This is a genomic window from Streptomyces sp. NPDC091282 (assembly GCF_044757385.1).
GTDB lineage: Bacteria > Actinomycetota > Actinomycetes > Streptomycetales > Streptomycetaceae > Streptomyces > Streptomyces gramineus.
Genome location: NZ_JBIVUX010000020.1, coordinates 1 through 22,816, shown reverse-complemented (window position 1 = coordinate 22,816; position 22,816 = coordinate 1). Strand labels below are relative to the sequence as shown.

Annotated in this window: 21 protein-coding genes and 2 pseudogenes; 11 read left to right on the top strand and 12 right to left on the bottom strand. The window is 69.9% G+C overall.

Translation table 11 applies throughout. From position 1 onward, the window contains the following. Positions 1–230: pseudogene (locus ACIQOE_RS41825) on the top strand (hypothetical protein); the annotation flags it as partial. 61 nt (positions 231–291) lie between these two features. On the opposite strand, the gene ACIQOE_RS41820 reads toward ACIQOE_RS41825, so the two are convergent. Further along, complete coding sequence (locus ACIQOE_RS41820; protein ID WP_401417343.1) at positions 292–930, bottom strand: SMI1/KNR4 family protein; 639 nt, start codon at positions 928–930, stop codon at positions 292–294. Between the two features lie 288 nt (positions 931–1,218). Between ACIQOE_RS41820 and ACIQOE_RS41815 the strand changes: the two genes are divergently transcribed. Next, positions 1,219–1,779, top strand: a complete 561-nt coding sequence (locus tag ACIQOE_RS41815; protein WP_401417342.1) for a hypothetical protein — start codon at positions 1,219–1,221, stop codon at positions 1,777–1,779. Positions 1,780–2,416: 637 nt separating this feature from the next. Here the strand turns inward: ACIQOE_RS41815 and ACIQOE_RS41810 are convergent. The 3 genes from ACIQOE_RS41810 to ACIQOE_RS41800 form a co-directional block, all read right to left on the bottom strand. Continuing rightward, positions 2,417–3,415 carry a nucleotidyl transferase AbiEii/AbiGii toxin family protein gene (locus ACIQOE_RS41810; RefSeq protein ID WP_401417340.1) on the bottom strand — a complete coding sequence of 333 codons (999 nt, stop codon included), beginning with the start codon at positions 3,413–3,415 and terminating at the stop codon, positions 2,417–2,419. Then, complete coding sequence (locus ACIQOE_RS41805) at positions 3,412–4,035, bottom strand: hypothetical protein (protein WP_401417346.1); 624 nt, start codon at positions 4,033–4,035, stop codon at positions 3,412–3,414. Before ACIQOE_RS41805 ends, ACIQOE_RS41810 begins: the two co-directional genes overlap by 4 nt. Positions 4,036–4,956: 921 nt before the next feature. Next, the gene (locus ACIQOE_RS41800) at positions 4,957–5,277 is read right to left on the bottom strand and encodes a GYD domain-containing protein (RefSeq protein WP_401417338.1); all 321 of its coding nucleotides are present in this window, start codon (positions 5,275–5,277) and stop codon (positions 4,957–4,959) included. 930 nt (positions 5,278–6,207) lie between these two features. Between ACIQOE_RS41800 and ACIQOE_RS41795 the strand changes: the two are divergent. Further along, positions 6,208–6,784, top strand: a pseudogene (locus ACIQOE_RS41795) (SigE family RNA polymerase sigma factor). Then, the gene (locus ACIQOE_RS41790; RefSeq protein ID WP_401417337.1) at positions 6,781–8,004 is read left to right on the top strand and encodes a WD40 repeat domain-containing protein; all 1,224 of its coding nucleotides are present in this window, start codon (positions 6,781–6,783) and stop codon (positions 8,002–8,004) included. The pseudogene ACIQOE_RS41795 and the gene ACIQOE_RS41790 overlap by 4 nt, the downstream one beginning before the upstream one ends. A gap of 307 nt (positions 8,005–8,311) precedes the next feature. Here the strand turns inward: ACIQOE_RS41790 and ACIQOE_RS41785 are convergent, their stop codons facing one another. From ACIQOE_RS41785 to ACIQOE_RS41765, 5 genes are all read right to left on the bottom strand, one after another. Beyond that, positions 8,312–8,722, bottom strand: coding sequence for a DEAD/DEAH box helicase (locus ACIQOE_RS41785; protein WP_401417335.1), 411 nt, complete (start codon positions 8,720–8,722; stop codon positions 8,312–8,314). Positions 8,723–8,834: 112 nt separating this feature from the next. Then, positions 8,835–9,119, bottom strand: a complete 285-nt coding sequence (locus ACIQOE_RS41780) for a hypothetical protein (protein ID WP_399008650.1) — start codon at positions 9,117–9,119, stop codon at positions 8,835–8,837. 161 nt (positions 9,120–9,280) lie between these two features. Continuing rightward, positions 9,281–9,742, bottom strand: coding sequence for a calmodulin-binding protein (locus ACIQOE_RS41775; protein ID WP_351328739.1), 462 nt, complete (start codon positions 9,740–9,742; stop codon positions 9,281–9,283). 1,219 nt (positions 9,743–10,961) lie between these two features. Next, the gene (locus ACIQOE_RS41770) at positions 10,962–12,020 is read right to left on the bottom strand and encodes a threonine aldolase family protein (protein ID WP_401417333.1); all 1,059 of its coding nucleotides are present in this window, start codon (positions 12,018–12,020) and stop codon (positions 10,962–10,964) included. A 17-nt stretch (positions 12,021–12,037) separates the two neighbouring features. Next, complete coding sequence (locus ACIQOE_RS41765; RefSeq protein WP_401417332.1) at positions 12,038–12,613, bottom strand: helix-turn-helix domain-containing protein; 576 nt, start codon at positions 12,611–12,613, stop codon at positions 12,038–12,040. A 615-nt stretch (positions 12,614–13,228) separates the two neighbouring features. Between ACIQOE_RS41765 and ACIQOE_RS41760 the strand changes: the two genes are divergently transcribed. Both ACIQOE_RS41760 and ACIQOE_RS41755 read left to right on the top strand, forming a co-directional pair. Beyond that, positions 13,229–14,131, top strand: coding sequence for an NmrA family NAD(P)-binding protein (locus ACIQOE_RS41760; protein ID WP_401417330.1), 903 nt, complete (start codon positions 13,229–13,231; stop codon positions 14,129–14,131). A 405-nt stretch (positions 14,132–14,536) separates the two neighbouring features. After that, entirely contained in the window at positions 14,537–14,875 is a 339-nt protein-coding gene (locus ACIQOE_RS41755) for a YciI family protein (protein WP_401417329.1), read from the top strand. Between the two features lie 398 nt (positions 14,876–15,273). Here ACIQOE_RS41755 and ACIQOE_RS41750 read toward each other — a convergent pair whose 3' ends face one another. Next, positions 15,274–15,873 (bottom strand): TetR/AcrR family transcriptional regulator, encoded by a 600-nt coding sequence (locus tag ACIQOE_RS41750; RefSeq protein WP_401417328.1) that lies wholly within the window; start codon positions 15,871–15,873, stop codon positions 15,274–15,276. Positions 15,874–16,015: 142 nt separating this feature from the next. On the opposite strand from ACIQOE_RS41750, the gene ACIQOE_RS41745 reads away from it, so the two are divergent. Then, the gene (locus tag ACIQOE_RS41745; RefSeq protein WP_401417326.1) at positions 16,016–17,680 is read left to right on the top strand and encodes an MFS transporter; all 1,665 of its coding nucleotides are present in this window, start codon (positions 16,016–16,018) and stop codon (positions 17,678–17,680) included. 527 nt (positions 17,681–18,207) lie between these two features. Here the strand turns inward: ACIQOE_RS41745 and ACIQOE_RS41740 are convergent. Together ACIQOE_RS41740 and ACIQOE_RS41735 are read right to left on the bottom strand one after the other, a co-directional pair. Then, positions 18,208–18,414, bottom strand: coding sequence for a hypothetical protein (locus tag ACIQOE_RS41740; RefSeq protein WP_401417324.1), 207 nt, complete (start codon positions 18,412–18,414; stop codon positions 18,208–18,210). Beyond that, positions 18,411–19,265 carry a hypothetical protein gene (locus ACIQOE_RS41735; RefSeq protein ID WP_401417323.1) on the bottom strand — a complete coding sequence of 285 codons (855 nt, stop codon included), beginning with the start codon at positions 19,263–19,265 and terminating at the stop codon, positions 18,411–18,413. The genes ACIQOE_RS41740 and ACIQOE_RS41735 overlap by 4 nt, the downstream gene beginning before the upstream one ends. Before the next feature lie 687 nt (positions 19,266–19,952). Here ACIQOE_RS41735 and ACIQOE_RS41730 point away from each other — a divergent pair. The 4 genes from ACIQOE_RS41730 to ACIQOE_RS41715 all read left to right on the top strand — a co-directional run bounded on the left by ACIQOE_RS41730 (position 19,953) and on the right by ACIQOE_RS41715 (position 22,218). Next, positions 19,953–20,309 carry a hypothetical protein gene (locus ACIQOE_RS41730; RefSeq protein ID WP_401417321.1) on the top strand — a complete coding sequence of 119 codons (357 nt, stop codon included), beginning with the start codon at positions 19,953–19,955 and terminating at the stop codon, positions 20,307–20,309. After that, complete coding sequence (locus ACIQOE_RS41725) at positions 20,276–20,785, top strand: hypothetical protein (RefSeq protein WP_401417344.1); 510 nt, start codon at positions 20,276–20,278, stop codon at positions 20,783–20,785. Before ACIQOE_RS41730 ends, ACIQOE_RS41725 begins: the two co-directional genes overlap by 34 nt. Further along, complete coding sequence (locus ACIQOE_RS41720; RefSeq protein ID WP_401417320.1) at positions 20,782–21,567, top strand: hypothetical protein; 786 nt, start codon at positions 20,782–20,784, stop codon at positions 21,565–21,567. The genes ACIQOE_RS41725 and ACIQOE_RS41720 overlap by 4 nt, the downstream gene beginning before the upstream one ends. Positions 21,568–22,023: 456 nt before the next feature. Then, positions 22,024–22,218 carry a hypothetical protein gene (locus ACIQOE_RS41715; RefSeq protein WP_401417319.1) on the top strand — a complete coding sequence of 65 codons (195 nt, stop codon included), beginning with the start codon at positions 22,024–22,026 and terminating at the stop codon, positions 22,216–22,218. Positions 22,219–22,816 lie beyond the last annotated feature (598 nt).

The window sequence follows — 22,816 nt, the reverse complement described above, 5'->3', positions numbered from 1 at the left end:
CGGTTGCGCAGCCCTTGGACCTGCTGTTGTTCAACGCCACCGACGATGCTTACGGCGCCCATGTAGGAGGCTGGGTGAAGGAGGGGCGAGTACTGCACCTGTGTGCGGAGGAAAGGCACCCGGTGGTCTGGGAGATGACCGAGTTCGCGAAACGGCAGCGTTACCGACTTCGGCTCGGTGAGGTGACTTTCGCTGAACTTCATGATGTTGGCTTCGTGCGGGCGGTGTGATTCCTGACCCGCTTGTCACGGTGCCGGTCCGACGCGTCATGCTTCGGACCGCCGCTCTGCGCTACTCCCACCTCACGAAGGCATCTCTGCCGGTGCCGGTCAGGTGAGGTGTTACCGGATCGGCATAACTGGGCAGGCGGATCTGCGTCCCCTCGCTCAGGGCAACGAGAAGGTCCCGGAACATGTGCGACAGGCTGTCCCACACCTTGACCGGACCCTCCGTTTCCCCGGCGTGCAGGCCGTACAGCACGTTCCCGAACCGGCCTCCCTCACGGTGGTCGATGATGAGCTTGCCTCCGGTGATGTCCGTGGCGATCGGGACCCACCGGACGTGGAACAGGTACCCGTAGACTCCGTCGTAGATGTCCCGCAGGCCGGGGTCTTGCGACTCGTTCTCGTCGACCCATTCGGCTATTGCTTCCTCCATCGTTCGTTGACCGGCACTCATCCCCTCGGCGCCGCTTAGGATCAACCCTTCGGGGAGGATCACGCCGGGTCCGCCATGGCCCTTCGTGGCGGTGAGGCCGTCGTGACGTCCCAGCCACGTGACCAGATCGGGGTGCAGGGGGAACCGACGGTCGGCGATGGCGTCGATGTCGTCCCGCAAGGCGGGTGGGTTCAGAAGGGCATGGTCCGCGGGAGCGTTGGCCTCCAGCCAGGCATCGATCCGGGCGAGGACAACATGAAGATCGTCGGTCATATGACAAGGCTAAGAGTCGCGGTGGCGCTGCCATGCACTGACGGTGCCTGCGGATGGCGACACTGGATTCAGCTCGGCAGGTTGACTTTGGATCGTCGGAAGTCAGGCCGGTGCCCGCTATGAAGCCGTCGAGGATGCCGTGCCGGTACTGAAGTCGTCTGGAGCGGTTTCGGATGTGTGACAGATCCGCTGTTGATCACTGAGAGTGTGGCAAGGGCCGTGGTGCGGTGGTGTTCAGTGGTTGGTTGGTTTGGGAGTCGGTGCGGGTTCCTCGGCCGGGGTGGGGCAGTGCTGATGATCTTCTGCCGGGGCCGGAGGTGCTGCTGCCGCTTCTGGATCTGCCTGCCAGGCTTCACGGGGCCTGTCAGGGCGGTGTACTTGCACGGACTTCAGGAGTTGGGTGTGTTGGTGGCGACTCAGCCTCGTGAGTGTGTGGTCCGGGCGGCATGGAAGCAGATGCGGAGACTGGCTGTTGAGACCGGGCTGGCGAAGTACGTTGAGGTTCGGGCGGTCCTGGATGGGCTCGAGCGGGGGGAGGCTGTGTTGCCGCCGGATCGGTCGGGACCGCTGGTGCAGCGGCTGCGGGCACTGATCGTGCAGTCCGATGCTCACCGGGACGACTTCCGTAGGTGGGCGGTGGAGAAAATGGTGTGCGCGGTGTGGGGTTCGCCGCACCGGGCGGTGTACGAGATTGCGACCACCCGCCGCCGTCTGAGTGTCGACTGGCGCGCGGAGTTGCTTGCCGACCTCGGTAACCCGCCGGTGCCGCCTATGCCGGACGGCCGTTTCTGGGGGGCTCTGCGCAACCCTGACGTCGACTCCCGCTCGTACGCGGCCCGTTACGCCTAGGGCCAGGACTGATCTCGGCGACGGCTGAGGTGTTCGTGTGGGTGCTTCACCTGGTGGACCCGCGCTGGGTGAAGCACTCAGCCACACTGCCGCGGCCTGTGCCGGTTGGCTGCCGGTGTTGCCGGTGTTGCCGGTGTTGTTTGGCGTTTCGGCCTGTCCGGCGTGCGTGTGGCATCAGAGGTGAGGGCGTCGGGCTCCAGGCTGTGAGCGTCGCGGTGAGGGCCCACGCCCATGGAGGCCGGTGTCGGCGAGTGGACGGTGGGGGTCACTTCTTCCGGCAGGTCGGCGGCGAGACCCGCGACCGTTTCGAGTCGGTCTTCAGGAAGCTTGCGACCTGTATCTGCAGACAGCTCGCGGCCCTCGGAGTTCGTGTCCCGGGGTTCGTGTCGCGTATCCCGGGGTTCGTGTCCCGGGGTTCGTGTCGCGTATCCCGGGGTTCGTGTCCCGGGGGTCGGGGTTCGTGTCCTGGGGTTCGTGTCTCGGTTCACCGGCCGTTCAGGGCCGTCGGCGGGTTCGTCACATGGAGCCAGAGCCGGGTTGCGCGAGGCAGGCCGGGCGTGTCCCGGTAGGGGGACAGGGGGCGGGGTGGCTTTCGAGTTCCGGAGTTTTCCCGGGCCCGGATTCAGCCGACGGCTCCTCAGCCGACGGCTCCTTGGAACGTTTTCGCTACGGCCTGTACCAGCCGGTCTGCGTACTCGCGCTCGGCTTCCCGGAATTGCGGGTAGTCGGTGGCGAAGTGGTTCCACTCCACGTACCCGACCGCTTCCGCCACGTCCTCGAGCAGGATCTTTTCGCGGGACGGATACGGCCACTCGCCCGACAGCCGGAATACCTCGTGCAGCAGCTCGTAACGGAGCGGATGGCGCTCGGCCAGGAGTACGGCGTCGTACAGGTCCTTGCCCTGTGCGTGCATGTCGTTGATCAGCCACATCAGCTTCCAGGCCAGGGACAGTTCCGGCGTGGCCGCCTGTACGACCGTACCGCCCGGCAGTTCTGCGGGCTCGGGTGCTTTGGGCAGTTGCTCGTTGAATACGAAGTCGAGCTGGACATGGCCGCCCGGCAGCCCGGGTGAGACCCATGGCAGGACCATGCGGCAGCCCGGTACCCGGTCGTAGGTCCAGATGTCCTCGACGACCGCGCCCCGCGCGGGGATTCCCACCTGGCCTGCGCGTGTGTCGGCCAGCGTCTGGGCGGCTGCGGCGATTCCGCGCAGCATCTCATCCGTACGGCCGTCGTCGATCCGCCAGGTGGGAGGGACGACGACGAAGTCCAGGTCGCCGGGCTCGCGGGCGGTGTCCGGGAACCAGACCGACATCAGCACGCTGCCTCTCAGCACCAGTGCGTCGGCCCACTGCGAGGCGGCGATCGCGTCCAGCACCAGGTGCAGGGCCCGGCGTCGGGCCGCCCGCCACGTTTCGCCGCGCGCCGGGTCTGCGAACCGCGGGTCACTCGCGCGGTAGGCGTTTTGGTGGTGCTTCAGCGACGGGTCGAAGACGGGACGCTGCACCACGTCGTCCCCCGGCACCCACTGCAGTGTCTTCGGCAGGTCCTCGGCCGTGCGGGTGGCCTCGTCCAGCGGTTTTCGGGGCAGCTCGGTGCTCCACGGGCCGAACCCCTCCCACGCCGTTCCGCTCATGTCCGTGCTCCCACAGGCTCCTCGATCCAGCCGTCGTCCACGGACAGGTCACTGTCGTGGAGTACGAACTCCCGCTCCACGTCCAGCACCACGAACCCGCCCAGCTCCGTCAGCAGCCGCTCCAGGGCCCGCCCCGCGCCGCCGGCGCCCACCGCGCGGCACCGCTGCGTCACAAACCGCTCGTGCCGTGCACCGGCCCGCACCCGCACAGCGTTCCACGACAGATGGGCGCCGTGCGGCACCACCCGGGCAGCGAGCGCGGCCAGGTCGGTGTCCGCGTCGAGCAGCAGCTTCACATGGTGCTCGAAGTACCGTTCGTCGTCCCCGTCGAGCCGAGCTGGTACCTCCGCGGCCCACGGCGCGGACTCGGTCTTCACCCGTACCGGCTCGAAGCCGTCCGCACGAAGCCTCGCGACGATGTGCCGCACTTGCTCGGCCTGCTCCGCGGACGACGAGGAACCGGACAGTGTGAGCATGGGCTGATCGCGCATCCGGCCGCGCGCCAGCACGAGGTGTGTCAGCTTCAGACCAGCCGAGGCCGCCCACCGCTGCAGCCGCGCCCACTCGTCGGGGTCGGCACAGCGGACCGTCACATGCGATTCGTACAGGGAAGCGGACACCCGCGGATCCTGCCAGACCCCGGCCGCTCGCGCCCACTCCAAATCCGGTGCGGCGAGCGCGGCGAGTCTGTCGGCGGTGAGCTTCGCACGGTTCCCCTTCTGATGCATGGTCCAGACCCCGAGCTTGGACGGCGTGTTCCAGCAGCGGGGGAACGCGGATCGACGGCGCCGGCCAGAGCCCCGGCGACCGGCACTATCCCCGAGCCGGCCAGACCTGCCTGTGCGGCGACCGACGCCGGGAGCGAAGCCGGCCGGCTGCGCGCCGGCGTCCTCCGCGGCCGTCTGAGTCTCCCGGGCCGACCGCACCTCGTGCCCGCGCGGGCGCAGCATTGCCGGCAGCTGGTCGAACCGACGCGGCTCCAGATCCCGGAGGCCGAGCCGGCCGCCGATCCCGGCCATCGCCTTCACGCGCTGTGCTCACTCGCGTCGAGACACACCGCAACCGGGCCCCGTTCACGGGTGACCGCCTCCCACCGCCGCAGCAGCGACGTCTCGCCCACACCGGCGTTGCCCCGCGGGCGCCGCCGCACACGGAACGAAGAACTGGTAGTCATCGTCCAACGGATCCCGGGCAAGGTTCCCCGGAACGCGTTCAGCTCGCCGCGCCGATCCACGAGCCGATCCGGCGGCGCCGCCGGGTCAACTCCTGCCGTGACGGTCGCTGTTCTGGCATCCCGCACTCGGGCCACCGGCATGGCAAGGGGCGCCCTTGGGCCGTGAGGCCGATTGGCAGACGCTTTCGGCAGCGGGGGCCCGCCGCGTCTGACGGTGAGCCGGGTGCCGGCGCCGGGGCGCCCGTGCCGGGCAGGAGAAGTCCTCCCGAAGACCGCTTACCCGCGACGGCGGGGGAAGACACCGGGCAGGCAGGCCACGGCCCCCACGCCCCCCCCGGCGCCGGATCGTCCTCGGTATCGGAGCGGCTCAGGCGCCGGGCGGGCGGAAGGTGATCTGGCGGCGGGCGGCCTCGTCGATTTCCTCGACGGTCAGGAGCGGGGTGGCCCGGGTGCGCAGCGCCCCGCTGGCTTTGACGCCGAGGCTGACTGCGGCCATGGCGACCGGGTCGGGGAAGTCGAGGATGGCCACGAAGTCGTCCTCTCCGAATGCGAAGTACAGGGCCTCGACGGTGCCGCCGAGACCGGCCACGACGTGCTCGACGGCGGCCCGGCGGCCGCTCGCTCCCTCGTCGAGCAAGCCTCGCGTGCCCTCGGGCGTATACGTGGCCTGGATGAGGAATTTCGGCATGGGCGCTCCCTGGACGCGGCGTGTCCGATGTGCATGGAGGACCTTCCCGCTGCCGCGCCCTCGGCACGTCACCGGACCGCCGGATTCACCCCTTGAGGCCGGTCGGCCTGCACCCGCACGCCTCGGCACGCGCGTCCCGTTCACCCGGAGGGCGCCTCGGCACGCGCGTCCCGTTCACCCGGAGGGCGCCTCGGTCACCCGGAGAGCGCTTGGGCACGCGCGCCCCGCTCACCCGGAGAGCGCCCAGCCTCCTGAGGCGGAGACGCCCGGAACGGCCAGCGCGGCGAAGCCGGGCGCCCGCAGGCCGATCCTGGGACCGACGTGATGCGGCAGCGCCGGTGCACGGTGGGGGACGCGGACCCACCCGTGTCCGGCGGGCCCGGCTCGTCCTCCACCCGGGCGAACGGGCGGCCCGCAGCACGGGCCACGATCGCCGCCCTCTTGCCACGGCCCCCCCCGGTCGGGCCCCCGGTCGGGCCCTTCCGCCGGCCCCGCCCCGCCGAAGGCGCCGCACCACAGCTCGGGCAGGGCCGGCCACCGGGCCGGTCCGCCATTTCGCCTCGGCCGTCCAGGTGGTCGCCCGGCACGGGCCGTAGCCGGGGGAGAGCAGCGCCGGAGCGTCGTACGGGTTCAGCCACACCCGCAGCAGGAGTCCCGGACGGACGGCCGCCCGGATCGTCGTGTACCCCCCCGGGGCCCGCTCGGGGCCCGTTCGGCGTGCCGCTCGGGCCGGCCCGGGTCCGGGTCGAGCCGGCCGTCGACGTCCGGGAACGACAGAGAGCGGCTCAAGGGGGACTGCCCAGCTCAGCGGGCGGATGCGGCACCGTGAATAAAATCCGCGCCGGACAGGCCTAGCAGGGCGGCTGCGCACACGTCGGCACAGGTACAGGGCCCGGACACGAGGCGGGCCCGGGCGAAGAGAAGGTGACGGTGGATGCGGAACCGGGCGAGATTTTCCGGGAGTTCGTGGGCGGCCGGTCCTCGGCACTGCTGCGGACGGCCGTGCTGCTGACCGGCGGCGACCGGCACGCGGCCGAGGACCTGCTGCAGAACGCCCTGATCAAGGCGGTGGGCCGCCGGCACCGCATCGACGAGCCCGAGGCCTGGGTACGGCAGATCCTCTACCGGCAGCAGGCCGGCCGCTGGCGCCTGACGTGGCGGCGGCGCGAACTCAGCGTCGCCGAACCACCGCAGAGCCCGCCCGGCCCCGACAGCGCGTCCGCCGCCGAACTCCGCCTCGTCCTGTGCACGGCCCTGTCCCGGCTCACCGCCCGCCAGCGGTGCTGGTGCTGCGCTGCTTCGAGGACCTGCCGGAGGCCGACGTGGCGCGGCTGCTCGGCATCTCCGTCGGCACCGTACGGTCCACCACCCACCATCCACCACCCACCAACCACCGCTCGCCGGCCCGGCTGCGCGCCCTCGCACCCGAACTGGCCGCCCTCGACCGGAGCCCGGCCGCGCGCAGCCGCCGTCCCGTGACTATTCGCCCGTGGAGGTGGGGCCGTGAACGTCGGGGAACTCGTGCGCCGGGCGCTGCGCGGACAAGCCGCCGCGCAGCCGCCGGCGGGAGCGGGCCTCGCCGACCGGGTCCCGGCCGTCCGCCGGCGCCGCCGTACCCGCAGACTCGCCTCGACGGCCGCAGCGACGGCCGCCGTGGTCGCCGTCGCCGTCGCGGTTGCGGTGCCGCTGCTGGACGCCGGGAAGAGTGACGTGCGTCCGTCCGGGGCCGTGCAGCGCAACGGGATCACCGCGCACCCGGACCAGTCGCCGCCGCGCCAACTCGTCGCGGCCGGGCAGACGGCGCTCGCCGCGTACCACACCTCGCGGACCGTGCCCCTGACGGACGACAGCAAGATCGGCGTCCGCACGTACCGGCTGCTCGACCCGCGGACCGGCACCTGCGTCAAGGACACCTGGTGGGCCTTCGCCGCCGTCGCGCCGGGCCTGCGGGCAGCCGCCGTGCTGGAGCAGACCCTGCCCGTCCGCCGGATCGGCCTGCTCGACCTCGCGACGAGGAAGGTCGGGCGGTGGATCCCGGTCGGGCACGGGGTCGGCGGGCTCGCCTTCTCGTACGACGGGACCGGACTGCTGGCGACGACGTACGACGCGAACTCCGACACGCGGGGCAGGGTCGAGAACGTCAAGGGCGGCCTGAGCTGGGGACCCGTGTCCACCCCGTCCGGCCGGACCGGTTTCTACGACATCGACGTGGCCTCCGGCAAGGCCGCCTGGACCGGTGTCGGGGCCGGCAGCGACACCTTCGCACGCGCGGACTTCTCCTGCAGCCGCACCGGCGGTCAGGTCTACGCGCAGGTCATCGGAGACCGGGACGGGATACGGCAGTTCTACGGCCTCGACGGCGAGAAGACCGCCGTACCGGCGGACGAGCGGTACCTGCGAGCGGACGTCGGCGCCCGGCTGTCCCCGAACGGCCGGTACGCCGCGCTCGGTCTGACCAAGGAGGTCGCCCCCGGGAAGTCGTACTCCTCGATCCGTGACCCCCGCACCGGCAAAGAGGTCACGAAGGTCCGCGGCGCCGAGATGCTGGCCTGGGCCGACGACCGGCGGCTCATCGCCTGGGAGCGAGCCGGCGGCCTGGACGAGCCGTACCGGCCCCGGCTGGTACTGGTGACCATCGGCACAGACGGGACCGTGCCGCTGAGCGGCGCCCAGAAGGAGACATACGCCGGCATCGATGCGTGGCAGCCCGTCTTCGCCCGCCGCTGACCAGCCGGCCACCCACACCTCCCGCACCGCCCGCGGTCCGTCCGCCGCCTCCCGGCCGACGGACCGCGGGCGGTGCGCGCACCGGCCCCGCCAACCGGCCGAGCGCGGTGAGCCGCGAACAGCGCTCTCCTCCAGGAGGGACCGGCGCGGCCCCGGCGGTGCCGCACGGCGTCCCGGCCCGCCCCCGGCGCGCAACGTCTCCGCGCCCCGGCCAACGGCCGCCTCCGGCGTCCCCGAACCCCGCGCCACCGCGCGGCCTCACACGCCTCACACGCCTCACCAGGACCCCCACTGTGAAGCGCATCCCCTACGCGCTCACCTGCGGCATCCGCTCCACCGGCCCCAGCACCGAGTTCCGCGCCCTGGCCGACGGTCTGTTCGAGTGCCCTGCCGGCCACCCCCTCACCCCGCAGGACGTCGACTTGGACGCCCGCCCCGCGTGTGGGCCGTCGATGCCTCCACCGTCCTCACCGACCCCGATCACGTCCTGGACACGCTTCTGCACCAGCAGATCCAGGGTGGGCACCAGGACCAGGACCCGGCGCGCGGTCAGACGGTTCGCCGCCGCCACGCCGATCAGGGTCTTCCCCGACCCGGTCGCGGCGATGACCTGCGTGCGCAGACCCTCGGGCGGAACGCCCTGGCCGGGCTGCTCGGAGAGAGGGTGGAGCACGGCGTCGACGGCTTCGACTTGGTGCGGCCGCAGGGTGACGGTCACGACGGGTGTCCTCCTGGTCAGTGAACGCTCTGGTGGCTGGGCGGGAAGGGCGGCCGTACGCCGGCAAGTGGACGGCCGCCCTGCTGCATGCAGGACGGGGGTGCAGCAGGGCTCAGGTGTCCGTGGACGCCGTGAAGCGCCCGCCCTCACCCCTGGCGCCGTCGCGCCGGCCGGGACCCGGGCGCGCCTCATGGGCCGCACGGACCTGCGCCGCGAGATACAACGACTCGCCGCTGCGGCCGGGTTCGCGGCTGGTGGCGGCGATGCCCCACCGCGGCAGCTGCTTGCGGGCCGAACCGGTCGCCGGCTTCCCCGTGAATCCCGGGTAGGCGGCCACCACGGACACGGTCCGCAACTCCTCCGCGGGCGCCGGGGGCGGGGAAGGATCTGCGGTCATCGGTACGCCTCTCGGGGTCGGATACGACGCCCCCACAGAGCCTCGTTGCGAGGCTCTGTGGGGGCGTTTTCGGGAGACTCGGGCGTGGCCTGACGCAGAAGGGCCGGCGCCCAGTCCGTGCGAACGCGGGTGGCTGGGCGCCGGCCGGTCTGGTTGGTCGCCTACGGGGCGGGGACTTCCCTGACAAGGCGCGAGGTCCAGTCGCACCAGACCAGGCCGGGCAGGAAGGGGCCGCCGGCTTCGTCGATGTTCTCTTCGACGTACGGGATGGTCGCGTCGCAGACTTCGATGGCCTGGTCGAAGAACTGCGTGGTGTCGGGGTTGGTGTGGTAGCTCCAGCGCGGGTTGTAGGGGGTTGTCCGCTTGATGATCCGCGCGACCAGGTGGGGGCGGTCGGTGGTCTGCCCGTTGACGAGTTCCCGGGCGTGCTCGATGTCGCCGGGCTTGGTCAGCTTGACGACGAACTCCTCCCGTGTGATGTCGGTCATCACGAAGTACGCGGCGCTCTCGGCGGCGCGGCCGGGCTGATTGCTGAGGGTGCTGGCCTGGGAGGGCTGTGCGGTGGCGAAGGCTGTCAGGCCGACAGCGGCCAGGGCGGCCGCCTTGGTCAGCACACGTCGCATGGGGGGTCTCCTCGGTCCGGGCGTCGTACATTTGACGACGAACACAAGGAGTATTGGATCAGTTACACATTGTGAATTTGAAGCAGAACTGATGTCGCAAGGGTGACGCCCCGCCCGCCGCCGGCTCCGGGTCATTCGTGGGTGGCGTGCTTGTCGCGTACGAGCCGCAGGCCGCACTGAGCAGCCCTTTGTCCCCGGAGTTCGTCATGCCCCGGGGAGTACGAGCAGTCCCGTTGCTCACATGGCGTCTCTCGGCCGAATGGCGAGTCCGGCCGGAGGGGACTTCTTTCTCCCGCAGGCTGACACGTCGCCCCTCTGAGGCACCGGGAGCCACCGGGAGCCACCCCGGGCGGGTACCGCACGCTGTGCTGGCCGGCACCGTCACCCTGCCCGACCACACCGTACGGCCAGGCCCGACTGCCGCAACGCCTGCCTGGCGGCGCGTCGGTGTGAGCCTTACAGGCACTGCGCCTACGAGGCATCTGGACCGCGGTCCCGCTCATCAACGTGACAATCTGCCACCCACACGGACAGGAGGCAGATCGTGAGATTCCCTGGGTCAGGCGTCCTGTAGACCCGAGTCGGCTACAGGCGTTGATGCCTCACCAGAACGGCTCGAACAGAAGTCGGGTACTGGCAGAGCTCGGCCACCGGATACGTCCGGAGCGGAACCCCACCGCGAAGCACTGGGAGATTGCACGGCCGCACCGTCGGACCCTCGTGGAATCCATGGCCATGAAGTTCGGGGAGATAGACGTCTGCTCGGAGTTCTCAACGGGGCAGCGGTGCGACGTGAGGTGCCGCGACGCCCATGGCGACGACCGCGTTTGTTCTAGTACGGGGGAGAACCACGGGGGAGAACCACGGGGCAGCGGCCTGCTGGCAGCACTGGACACCGGTGGGTGACACGACGTTGGTCGGCAACCCGGAGATAAGCGTGCGGCACTTCCGGGTGCGGTGCTCCGGTGTGGTCAGGTCCGGCCGTCCCGACCCATTCAGCCCCGCCCCCCTTCAGCAGTGATGGGCGCCTTTGGCAGATGCACTCGGGCTCCCGGAGGCCGGAACGCACAGGGCCGGCGCCCCGTGCGCGCGAACGCGGGTGGCAAGGGCGCCGGCCACCGAAGCCGCCCTGGAGAAGGATCCCCCGAATCTGTGGGCGTCTTGATCCCGCGGACCATTGTTCTGCGGACCGTTGTTCTGTCTCCGCGGGGGTTTGGGTTCAGGCGGTGTGGCGGCGGATGGCGTCGAGGAGTTGGTCGATGTCTTCGGTGGTGTGGGAGAAGGCGGTGACGAAGCGGACGATGCCGGGCTCCCAGCGGTCGTGGTAGAAGGCGTAGCCCTCGGCGAGCAGTCCTTCGGTGACGTGGGCGGGGAGGCGGCAGAAGAGGATGTTGGCCTGCGGGGTGGCGAGGAGTCCTGTGCCGGGGACGGCCTTGAGGCCGTCGCCGAGGCGGGTGGCCATGGCGTTGGCGTGGCGGGCGTTGGTGAGCCACAGGTCGTCGGTGAGGTAGGCGTCGAGCTGGGCGGTCTGGAAGCGCATCTTGGAGGTGAGCTGGCCTGCGCGTTTGGCGCGGAAGGCGAGTTCGTCGCTGAGGGCGGGGTCGAAGGAGATGACGGCGTCGGCGGTCATGGCGCCGTTCTTGGTGGCGCCGAAGGACAGCACGTCGATGCCGGCTTTCCAGGTCATATCGGCCGGGGTGACGCCGAGGTGGGCCAGGGCGTTGGCGAACCGGGCGCCGTCCATGTGTGTGCGCAGCCCCGCGTCCTTGGCGACGGCGGTCAGTTCGCGGATCTCGGGCACGCTGTAGACGCTGCCGCTCTCGGTGGCCTGGCTGATGCTCATCACGGACGGCTGCACGCTGTGGACGTCGCCGGCGCGGCGGCCGGCCGCCGCGCGCAGGGCGTCTGGGTCGAGTTTGCTGTCGCCGCCGGCCAGTCCGACGAGCTTGGCTCCGCCCGTGAAGAATTCGGGGGCGCCGCATTCGTCGTGGTGGATGTGGCTGTCGCGGTGGGCCAGGACGCTGCCCCACGGCGGGGTGAGGGCGGCCAGGGACAGGCCGTTGGCGGCGGACCCGGTGGAGACGGGGAAGACACCGACTTCGTGCTCGAAGATCCCGGCGAGTTTGTTGCGGGCGCGGTCGCTGAAGGGGTCGTTGCCGTAGGGGAGGACCTGCCCGAGAGCGGCTTCGGCGACGGCCCGGGCTATCCGGGGGGAGGCTCCGGCCATGTTGTCGCTGATGAAGGACAGACCGGAGGGAGTGGTGGCAATGGCGGTCATGCGGGGGTCCTTGCGGTTCAGGTACTGATGGGGGAGGCGAAGACGACGGTGATGTCCACCGCTTCGGCGCCGGTGCGGTAGAAGTGCGGGGCGTCACCGGCGAACGCGAGCATGTCGCCCTGACGGAGTTCTTGCGGGGCGTCGACGGGGCCCGCGGTGACGGATCCGCCGGAGATGATCAGGTGCTCGATCGTGCCGGTGGCGTGGGGCACACCGGCCAGCTCGGTCTCGGGCCGGATCCGCAGGCGCCAGATCTCCAGACTGTTGCCGCTGCTGATCCGCCGCAGCAGCTCGCGGGTGACCTCACCGGGTTCGGCGTCCGTCCCGGGCCGGTAGACGGGCCCGGTGTCCGCGTCGCGGGCCAGCAGGTCGGCGATCGGGATCCGCAGCGCGATGGCGATCGCGTCGAGGGTGTCGATCGTCGGGTTGCCCTTGCCGGCCTCCAGCTGCGACAGCGTGGCCTTGCTCAGCCCGGCCCGCCGGGCCATCTCCGCCGCGCTCATCCCGCGCTGCTGCCGGCGCAGCCGGATCTTCGCGCCAACGGCAGCCGACGTGCTGCTCACCGGCTGCCGGGCAGACGGCGGGGGCGTCATCGGTGATCCTCGACGGAACAAGAATGAACCATGAGTTCACTATAACGTACGCTTCTGATGAAGTGAACTGAGAGTTCAATTTAATGAACGGCATCGGCAGGCTCCCGCTCGACCGGTTGGGCCTGTGCGGGGGCAGGTGGAAAGTCCGGCGGGCTGCCGGGCCGGCGAGGACGGGCCGCCACGGCCCGCCCCCCCGCAGGTCGGAGCGCGGCGGTGTCCGTGAAGTGATCGCTCGCGGAACACCCCGGGAGGCGGTGGCGACGATGCGCTTCCGGTTCTCCTGCGCCTGCGGCCGCGATGCGCGGCTCACGGATTCACTCCCGCCCGACAGATGCTGCTTGCAATCTGTCGAACCTCTGTTTAGATTGCAATTGACATCTATTTGATGTCGACGGAATCCCCGGGCGGCCGGCCCGTTGCGCTTTGCCTGCTGCCGTCTGGAGACGGACGGCCGACGCGGGCATCCGCAGGGCCACCGACGGCGCTACTGGATCTCGGCGACGTGTCCACGGGATCAGCCGTGATGCCGGTGGGGGCCGTCTTGCTGACGGATGCGCCGGAGCTCTGGTCACGCCTCAACCCAGTTGTCCGATAACCCTCGAAGGAGTCAGGCCGATGGTCGCCAGCAATCTTGTTCTCATTCCCGGTGCGGGAGGCGTGGGCCGTGCAGCCTTCGAGTATCTGCGTGCCCACGATGTGCCGGTGCGGTTCATGGTCCGGCGTGAGGACGAGCGGGCGGCCGAGCTGCGGGCGCTCGGTGCTGAGGTCGTCATCGGTGATCTGACCAGGCCGGAGACGGTGGCGGCCGCGTTGCAGGGCGTGACGCGGATGTATTTCGCGATGGCTGTGTCGCCGGATCACCTGCTTGCGGCGACCGTGGTGGCCTCCGTCGCCAAGGCGTACGGGAAGCTGGAGGCGCTGGTGGACCTGTCACAGATGACCGTGTCGCAGATGACCGTCAGCAGCACCGAGGAGTCGCACCAGCAGCGGCTGCACTGGCTGGCCGAGCAGGTCTTCGACTGGTCGGGTCTGCCGGTGGTGCACATCCGGCCGACGGCTTTCCTGGACACTCCGCTGTTCACCATGATGGCGGCGCAGTCCATCCAGGCGAGCCGAACGATCGCTCTCCCGTTCGGCGCGGGCCGTACCTCCCCGGTCGCCGTGGACGACGTCGCCCGGACTGTCGCCACCGTGCTCCGCGACCCGGCTGCCCACATCGGACAGGTCTACGAGCTGACCGGACCTCGCTCGGTCGACATGACCGAACTGGCTGCGGAGTTCTCGCGGGCGCTGGGCCGGCAGATTGCCTACGTGGACGTGCCCCCGGAGAGGTGGGAAGCCCAGCTCCCGAAGATGGGGATGGCGCCACACCTCGTCCAGCACGTCGCCACCATGGCCCGGCTGCACCGGGACAACCGCTACGACCGCACCGCCGACGGCGTCCAGCGGGTGACAGGCGGTCCCGCGCAGTCGATCGAGGAGTTCGTGGCCGCCCGCAAGGACTTCTACCTGGACTGAGCCGCACGGGCCTGCGGATCGCTTTCAGCGTCATTCCGGGTGGATTTGATGGAGCGCCGACATCATCCCGCCCCTCTGCGCCAAGTTTCCGCAGCCGCGCCCGGCGGCCCCCGCACCCACCGCTCCGAGGCCGCTGGGCCGTGCTCGGCCGGGACTGTTGAACAGCCGGGCGGGTGGACGGGCAAACCACTCCGCCCGGCGACTGCGGGTGCGTGGGGAGGGACCCCGGAGTCTGCGGCCGCCCCGCCTCCGTGGCGGGGCGGCCGGCGTGGCTGTCGCAGAAGCAGCGGTCGCGCCGCTGACCGCCTGAGGGTCCGCTGTTGATCGAGGGCGGTCCCGGCTTCTCTCACACAAGGTGACAACTGATGTCGCCTTCGGGATGACACTCAAGGAAAGTTTTTGATCATGCAATACATGGTGTTGATCTATCAGAATGAGCTGAACGGCAGCCAGACGGACTGGCCCCGGCTTGGCAAGGAGTACAGGGAGTACGCGGCGGCGGCCGTGCAAGCAGGCGTGATGCGGGGCGGGGAAAGACTGCAGCCCTCCTCCACTGCGGCCACAGTGACGGTTCGGGACGGTGAACGGCTCGTCACCGACGGCCCGTTCGCCGACACACAGGATCAGCTGGGCGGGTTCTTCGTGCTCGAGTGCGCGGACCTCGATGAGGCGCTGGCGTGGGCTGCACGCTGTCCCGGCGCCTGTCACGGGACGGTGGAAGTCCGACCGGTCATTCCCGCCTGACTAAAGCGGCAGGCTCCGGCGGCTTTGCGGGCCGGCTACGGGAGCGCCGACTGCCGGCCGGGGTGATCAACCTGGTCAGGGACCTGGATTTTGAGGGAGAGGCGCGTTTCCCGGTGCCGGCTGGCAGGCTGGGCGACGTCTGGCATCGAGAACGCCGGGGGCGGACCATCCGTCCGGATGGTCCGCCCCCGGCGTTTGCGGAATGCCGCTTTCGGCCGGCCGGCCGGCCGCCCGGCGCGGCGCTCTTGTCGGCTCATCGCCCTGGTGAGCCGGTCCTCCTGCTGCATCGGCAGGCAGCGGCCTCCTGCCCGGCGTTCGCCCAGGAGCGCATGATCGGCCGAGCCCGCTGGGCGGCCCGCCGCGCGGGCGGTGGCGGGCCATGCCCGTCCGGCTCACGGTCAGGCGGTGCCCTGCGGTTCGTGCTGTCCGGTGGGGTTCCCGGTGAGGGCCGTGAGTGCGGCGTGCAGCAGTTCTTCGGAGATCGGGTTGCCCCGGGTGGCGCGGGCGAGGGCTACGGCCCCGACCAGGGTGCACAGCTGGGCCATGCCGTCGTCGTCGCCGGTGGCCAGCCGGGCGGCGCGGTTGCGAACTCCGTTGATGTAGAGGTCGCGGGAGCGGGCGGCGGCCTGGTCAGGTTCGCGTCCCAGGTCGGCGGCGAATCCTGAGACGGGGCAGCCGTCGCCGGGGTGGTCGCGGTGCCAGAGGGAGAGATAGTCCTCGATCATCTTCTGCCGGGCGGCTTCGTGTTCCCCAGCGGCTTCGTCGGGGCTGGTCGCCGCCGAGTGTGTCCCCTGGTCGGCGAAGGCGTGGGCGATGGCCTCGTCGACCAGGTCGTCCTTCGAGGCGAACTGTTTGTAGAACCCGCCGTGGGTCAGTCCGATCGTCTTCATGAGGTCGGCGACGCTGACCGCGGTGCCTTTCTCGCGGAACATCCGGGAGGCGGTGGCTACGACGCGCTTCCGGTTCTCCTGCGCCTGCGCCTGGGACACGCGGCCCATGGAATCACTCTCCTCAAATGGATGTCGCTTGCAATCTATCCTAACCCTCTGTTTAGATTTGCAGTGACATCTATTATGGGCGCGACCAGGCAGGCCACGAAGAACCCCTTCCTGCCACTGCCCGGCGCCGACGGCCCGCGCCATGCCGTACAGAACCACGACAGCACTGGAGACCCCCGTGGCATCACCGCCTACTCCCGCCGAGCCCTCCACGCCGGGGACACCCACACCTTCAACACCGCCCGTCCAGCAGCGCGTGCCCGAGGTGATACACCGCCGGCGCTGGGCCATCCTGGCCGTGCTCGCGTGCAGCCTGCTGGTGGTGATGCTGGACAACTCGATCCTCAACGTGGCGACGAAAACCATCGCCCAACCCGCACCGGTCGGACTCGGCTCCACCCAGGGCCAGTTCGAGTGGGCGGTCAACTCCTACACGCTGGTCTTCGCCGGACTGCTCTTCACCGCAGGCCTGCTCGGTGACCGCCTCGGCCGCAAGAAGGTGCTGCTCTTCGGCATGGCCGTGTTCGGGGTGGGATCGGCGCTGTCCGCGGTGTCGGACTCCTCCGGGCAACTCATCGCCTTCCGCGCGGTGATGGGCCTCGGCGGCGCCTTCATCCTGCCCGCCACCCTCGCAATCATCATGAACGTCTTCGAGCCGGCAGAGCAGCCCAAGGCCATCGGCATCTGGACCGGCGTGGTCGGCTTCGCCATCGCCGCCGGCCCCATCACCGGCGGCCTCCTCCTCCAGCACTTCTGGTGGGGCTCCGTCTTCCTGGTCAACGTACCGATCGTTGTCGCCGCGACGGTGGCCATGGCGGCAATCGTCCCCGACTCCAAGGACCCCCGGCCCAACAAGCTCGACCCCATGGGCGTACTGCTGTCGATTGCCGGTCTGGCGCTGCTGATCTACGGCATCATCAAGGGCGGCCAGTTGGGCGACTTCACCCAGCCCCAAGCCTGGGCGACGATCCTCGCCGGCGTGGCGGTCCTGGCCGGCTTCGTGGTGCACGAGGCCCGCAGCGACCATCCCGCCCTCGACGTCACCTACTTCCGCAACCGGCAGTTCTCCGCCTCCGTCGCGGCCATCGGGCTGGTCTTCTTCGCCCTCCTGGGCGTCACGTTCTTCAGCGTCTTCTACAACCAAAGCGTGCGCGGCTACAGCGTCCTGCAGTCCGGCCTGCTCGTGATACCCCTCGCCGCCTCGCAGATGTTCTTCGCCCCGCGAGCCCGGCTGGCCGTGGCCCGCTACGGCATCCGCACCGTGTGCGCCAGCGGTCTCATCCTGACCGCCGTGGCCTTCGCGGGCTTCCTGCTCCTCGGCCAGAACACACCGATCTGGATTCTGGAAGTACTGTTCTTCCTGATGGGCACGGGAATGGCGCACATGATGCCGCCCGCCACCGTCATGATCATGTCGTCACTGCCACGAGAGAAGGCCGGCTCGGGATCCGCCGTCAACAACACCTTCCGGCAGGTCGGCGGAGCCATGGGCGTAGCCGTGCTCGGCTCGCTGCTGTCCACCACCTACCGCAACGGCATCAACAGCCACCTGGGCACGCTGCCCGCCTCCGACCGCCACGCCGCAGGCGAATCCGTCCAAGCGACCCTCGCCATCGCCGAAAAGCTCGGCCCGGCCGGCAAAGCCCTGGTACAACCCGCACACGACGCCTTCATCCACGCCATGCACATCACCGCGCTCGGAGCAGCGGGCGTCGCCCTGCTCGGCGCGTTCGTCGTGCTGCTCTTCCTGCCCGGCAAGGCCGCCGCCGGCACCGGCGGAGCCAAACCCCAGCGCCAGACCGCCTGACCAGGCCCACTCCACTGGCCCGCACCACCCGCTCGATGGTGCCGCCGTCATGCCACCAGGTGAAGCACCAGTACACGCAGGAGGCCATCACCAGCGAGGCGGACATCCACGCCCTGGACCGCGCCCTGGCCGTCATCTGTCCGCGTCCTGTACTTCGTCACCGCCCTGCGCACCGTGGTCGTCGTCGCCTACATCGAGGTCTGACCCGTAGCGGGATGAAGAGCGTCACGGTGCGCTGGTGTAGGCAGTCCCATTTGCCGTCCTGCTCGTGACCGGTAGCGCCGCGGGGTCGCCCTGCCAGGTGAGCCTTCTTAACGTGTTCGCCGCCGTGGCTGTCCTGCGCTCGCCCTGACTGTTCTTCCCCTCGCCGCGCCCGCGGCCGCCGCCCCCGCCGGAACCCGGTCGGCCGTACAGCTCCCGGCGGCCGTGGTGTCCGCCGAGAGGGCCGCGACGGTGAATCATGGTGGGAGCGGGCGGGCTGCACACTGCCGATGTGCAGCCCGCCCGTCCTCATCCACGCCGGCCAGTCACGTCATCAGCGTCACGATGACCGCCAGCAGCGCGATGCACAGCGTCATGACGCTGAAGGCCACGAAACTTCCCCAGCCGATCGCCTTGGCCACCGGGGCCCTCACCAGGCGGGCGATCCCGAAGCCGATGAGGCCGGCGAAGGCGGAGAAGAGGGCACACACGCCCACCGTGAGCATGAGGAACACGAGCAGGTGGACCGTCATGCCGCACCCCGCTCGGTCCGGCGGCGGGCGCCGGCCTTGGTGTGCAGCTGCTCGGGGATCCATATGCGCCGTTCCCGGGCCGCGGCGTACAGCGCCTTGCGAAAACGGGTCTTGCGCATGCGCACCGCCGAGTGGGTGATGCGCAGGGTCTCCGCGATCTCGGTGTCCACGTAGCCCTGGGTGGTCAGACGGATGACGGCCTGGGTGACCGAGGGCTGCTCGCCCAGGATGTCCTCGAAGTTCGTGGTGAGCCTTGCAGCGTCGTCCTCGGAGAGGTGGCCGGCCTCCAGGAGGGGACCGAAGAGCTTCGGGTTGTTGAGCGCGGCTTCCTCGGAACCGTCGTACAGCGCGTGCTGGTCCGCCCACTCCTGGCGGTCCTTCGCCCAAGTCGTGTACACCCGGCGGAACTCCCAGATGCACTGGCCCACGAAGTACGTGGTCAGGCTGCTGGGGCCCCGGCTCCCCTTGAAGTCGGGGTTCCAGCCACGCTCGATCAGCGCCCTGCGCCGAAACGACACGAGCGCGCGCATCAGTACGTCGACGAGGATCTCGTCGCGGGCCTCGCTGCTGCTGCGCAGCAGGGCGAAGTCGTCGGGGTGGACCCAGAAGGGGCGGCCCATCTCCTTGCACCACTTCAGCGCGATCCGGGCGAGCGTGCCCTCGCGGAGCATGCCGCGCAGGATCGGCCAAGCCTCCCGGCACAGATCGTTCTCGAACACCTTGTAGGCCGGACCCTCGAAGCCGCCCGCGGCCAGTTCCTCGACCCGGGCGGCGTCGCGCTGTATCCGGGCCGTCCGGTCGCCGGACAGGGCCGCATCGACCGCCTTCGCGACCTCGTGCTCCGCACGCATGTAAATACCTCCGTCTTGGACCATCGAAGCCGCTTGACCATGTCTCTTGACACGCGCGCGTCACTTGGACAGTCGCCTTGTTGTACTGCGTGGTGTGCAGAGCAGAAGTGGAAATGTCACACACTGCTTCAAAGTTTTTTTCGCAGGCGGTTTTTCGAGCGCCGTACATTGCCGCGCGCGCCGAAATGACCCGGCAGAAACCGCCTGTGAGCGAGCGCCAGCCCTCCCGGCGACCACACCTCCCGGCTCGGCGGCGCCCGCTGCGGCCGCTTCGGAATCTGTCCACAGGAAGATCGTTTTAGCGTTTCTCCCGGGCGTGGGCATCCGCTTCCGACGGCACCATCACGCCTCACACACCCGCGGCGGACCGACGCCACGTTCTGGCAGCCGGGCACCCGCGTCCGGCCCAAGGTCGAAGGCCGCGTGGCCCGGTCGTCGTAACGGACCGGATGGCAGCGCCGAGCAGTCCGCTCCCGGGCCGCGTCCACGTCGTCCAGGACGGCGACCCCCCCCCGACACAGGCGCTGCTCATGATCGACACCGAAGCCGCCGACTGGCTCACCGTCACGGCGGCCGGGGGAGATCTGACCCGCTCGGACACCATGGGCCCCGAGAGGTCAGCCTCCCCGGGGGCCGGCCGGACGAAGGTGGCCGGGGGTGTCAGTGGGGCAGGGCAGACTGGACGCCGTGACGAACTCCGATGTTCGGGGCCTGGAGCAGCTTGAGCGCGCCGTCTTGGACGACACTGCCTCTCTCGCCTCTGCCCTCCGGCAGTGCCTCATGCTGGCTGGTTACGCCCACCATGAGGAACTGCGCGCCTGGGCGTTGAAGGAACTGGAGGGGTACCCGGTGGCCGATGAGCTGCCCTCGTACCGGAAAGTGCCGGCAGCGCTCGAAGTGGAGTTCTCTCTCAACCTGCCGGGCCAGATCGTCCAGGGCAACACCCGGCGGATCAGCGTGACCCAACTGCCCCGAGCGCTCGTGAGCGCGGCGTCGGGGAGAGCGCACCCATCCGACAAGGCGTCCGGGAACTCGAAGCTCTGATCGCCATCAGCGACACGATGATCAATATGGGTCCGCCCGGATCAGCTGAGTACGCCCTGCAAATGACGCGGCAGCAGCAAGAGAACGGGGACGAGTTCACCGAGATCACGTCTCTGCACTGGGCGATCGCCAAACCGAGCATCGAGGGCGTCGTCGATCACATCAGAACCCGTCTAACCCAATTCGTTGCGGAAGTGAGGGCGACCATGCCCGCCGGCCAGCAGAACCCCGACCCCAATCAGATCGACTCGGCCGCGCAGCAGGCCCTCAACATCAGCGGAGGGGACAACTCCATCTTCAACATCTCCGCACCGCACGCGAAGGCGGACCGCGGTGGAACCGCGAGCGCCAACGTCAACGAATCCGCGCCCGCGACTCCTCAGCCCTGGTGGCACCGCACCTCGGTCATCTGGACCGCCGTCGCGGCACTGGCGACGATCGCCGGCGTTATCGTCACCGTGATCGTGGCGAAGTGAGACTCGGCCGCAGCCGCCTGGATCGACTGGAGGACGACGTCCTCAACGAGAGCCGCCCGCTCGCCCCGATCCTGCGCCAGGTGATCGCTCTGGGCGGGCATGCTCACTCCGAACCGCTGCGCACCTGGGCGCTGCGGGAACTCCAGGGTTACGAGGGCACGGACGTGCCAATCCCCGACTACCGCAGGATCTCGGCACCCCTGGTGATGGACGGCCTCGCAGGGATGTACCAGTTCCGAGAACAGCCGGTCAGTATGTTCGACCTGCCGGATTTCGCCCGGGAGAGTCTGGGCGACGTGCTCCGCTTCGGGCAGGGTGTCGGCCAGATCGAGTCGCTCATCGCCCGGCGGCCAGATCAGACGGTGCAGCTCGCTCCGGCCATGGCTGCCGAAGTAGCCGTATTCATGAGCCAGAACTCTTCCCGGCAGGTGCTCAGGCTGTACTGGGCTGTGCACCCGTCGGCCCTGGAGGGGGTTTTGGACCAGGTCCGTACCCGGCTGGTCCAGCTGGTCGGGGAGCTGCGGGCCGCCATGCCGCACGGCCAGCAAGACCCGACACCGGACCAGGTTGCTCAGGCCCTCCAGAACATCAACATCGTCACAGGCGACAACTCCTCTGTGACGGTCACCGCGCCCGTTGCAGTCGCGCACCGGCGCGGGTCGGCACGTGCCGACATTGGCGGAGCGCCACAGCGGACCTTCCCATGGGTGCTGGTCGTGTCGATCACTTCGACCGCCTTGGTGCTGGCCGCCGCGGTAACCGCTTGGGTTACGTGGGCTTGACCCAGTGCGATGTCCCGAGCGGATCCCTGCACCTACACGCACTTCAGTGCGATGCCGCTGGCCCGAGGAGCGAAAGACCCCGGACCGTACAGAGCGCCCAGGGTCAGCCCGACAGCGTCAGGAGGCCGCCCAGTTGAGCCCGAGAGCGGCCAGCGCGGCGAGCTTGTCGACGGTCAGCTTCGGCGTCCCTTCTGATTCATGATCCACACTCCGAGCTTGATTTCCGTGCGGTCCTCCAACTGCTCCATGCTCGCCGCCGCCCCACGCCCTGATCCAACTTTCTTTCAGGGTGGGGGGCCTGGTGCGGCCTCACGGTGCCACACGGCGCCCCAGGGCCGTCTCCGGCGCCGGACCGCTCCGCGCCCCGGTCAAGGGCCGCCTCCGGCGTCCTGGAGCCCCGCGCCGCCGCGCGGCCTTCGTGTGCCTCACCAGGACCCCCACCCTGAAGGGCACCCCATGCGCGCGCTCACCTGCGGCACCTGCTCCACCGGCACCGGCAGCGAGTTCCGCGCCCTGCTCAACGGTCTGTTCGCCTGCCCCGCCGGCCACCCCCTCGCCCCGCAGGACATCGACCTGGACGGCCCCACCGTGTGGGCCGTCGACCCCTCCGGCACCCTCGGCTACGTCACCGCCCCCCCACCACGCCCTTGAATCGCTCGGCGAAGCACTCGCCGACCTCGGCGACGCTCACGAATCCCGCAATCCCGCATACGCGGCCACGAATTCTTTGCGGAACGCGGTCGACGCATTCGGGGAATACACGGCCGCATTTCTCGCTGGAGTCACACCGGTATCCATGCAGTAATCAGAGAGCCCCCGGCCCGTCATCCCAGAATCCATCCCACGCCGGAATGTGGCGCATTCTCGGATACGGGGCCGCGCGTATCGGCGGTCCCGTACCGGGGGTGCGGCGTGAGCCCAGAAAGTATCCCTGTCCGGGAATTGACGCATTCACAGACGGCGGGATGGTGCTGGGGTGTCAGCCCAGAAGCTAGCCCGGTGTCAGCTTTGACGCATGGCTCGGTATTGACGGTTCGTCAGGATCAGTCGCGGCGGCGGGAGTCCGGCACCCCCTCCCCGCTGCTGCTGCGCTTTTCGCCTGACTGCGGAGCAGTCGGGCCCCTGGCCTGCGCGGAGCGCGGGCCAGGCTGGCCGGGCACGGAGTGTCTGGCCTCTCCGGGCGGCGCCCGGAGGCCTCCGGCGCGTCGCGTAGCGACGCCGCGTCGCGTCTGCGGAGCGGACCGCGCGC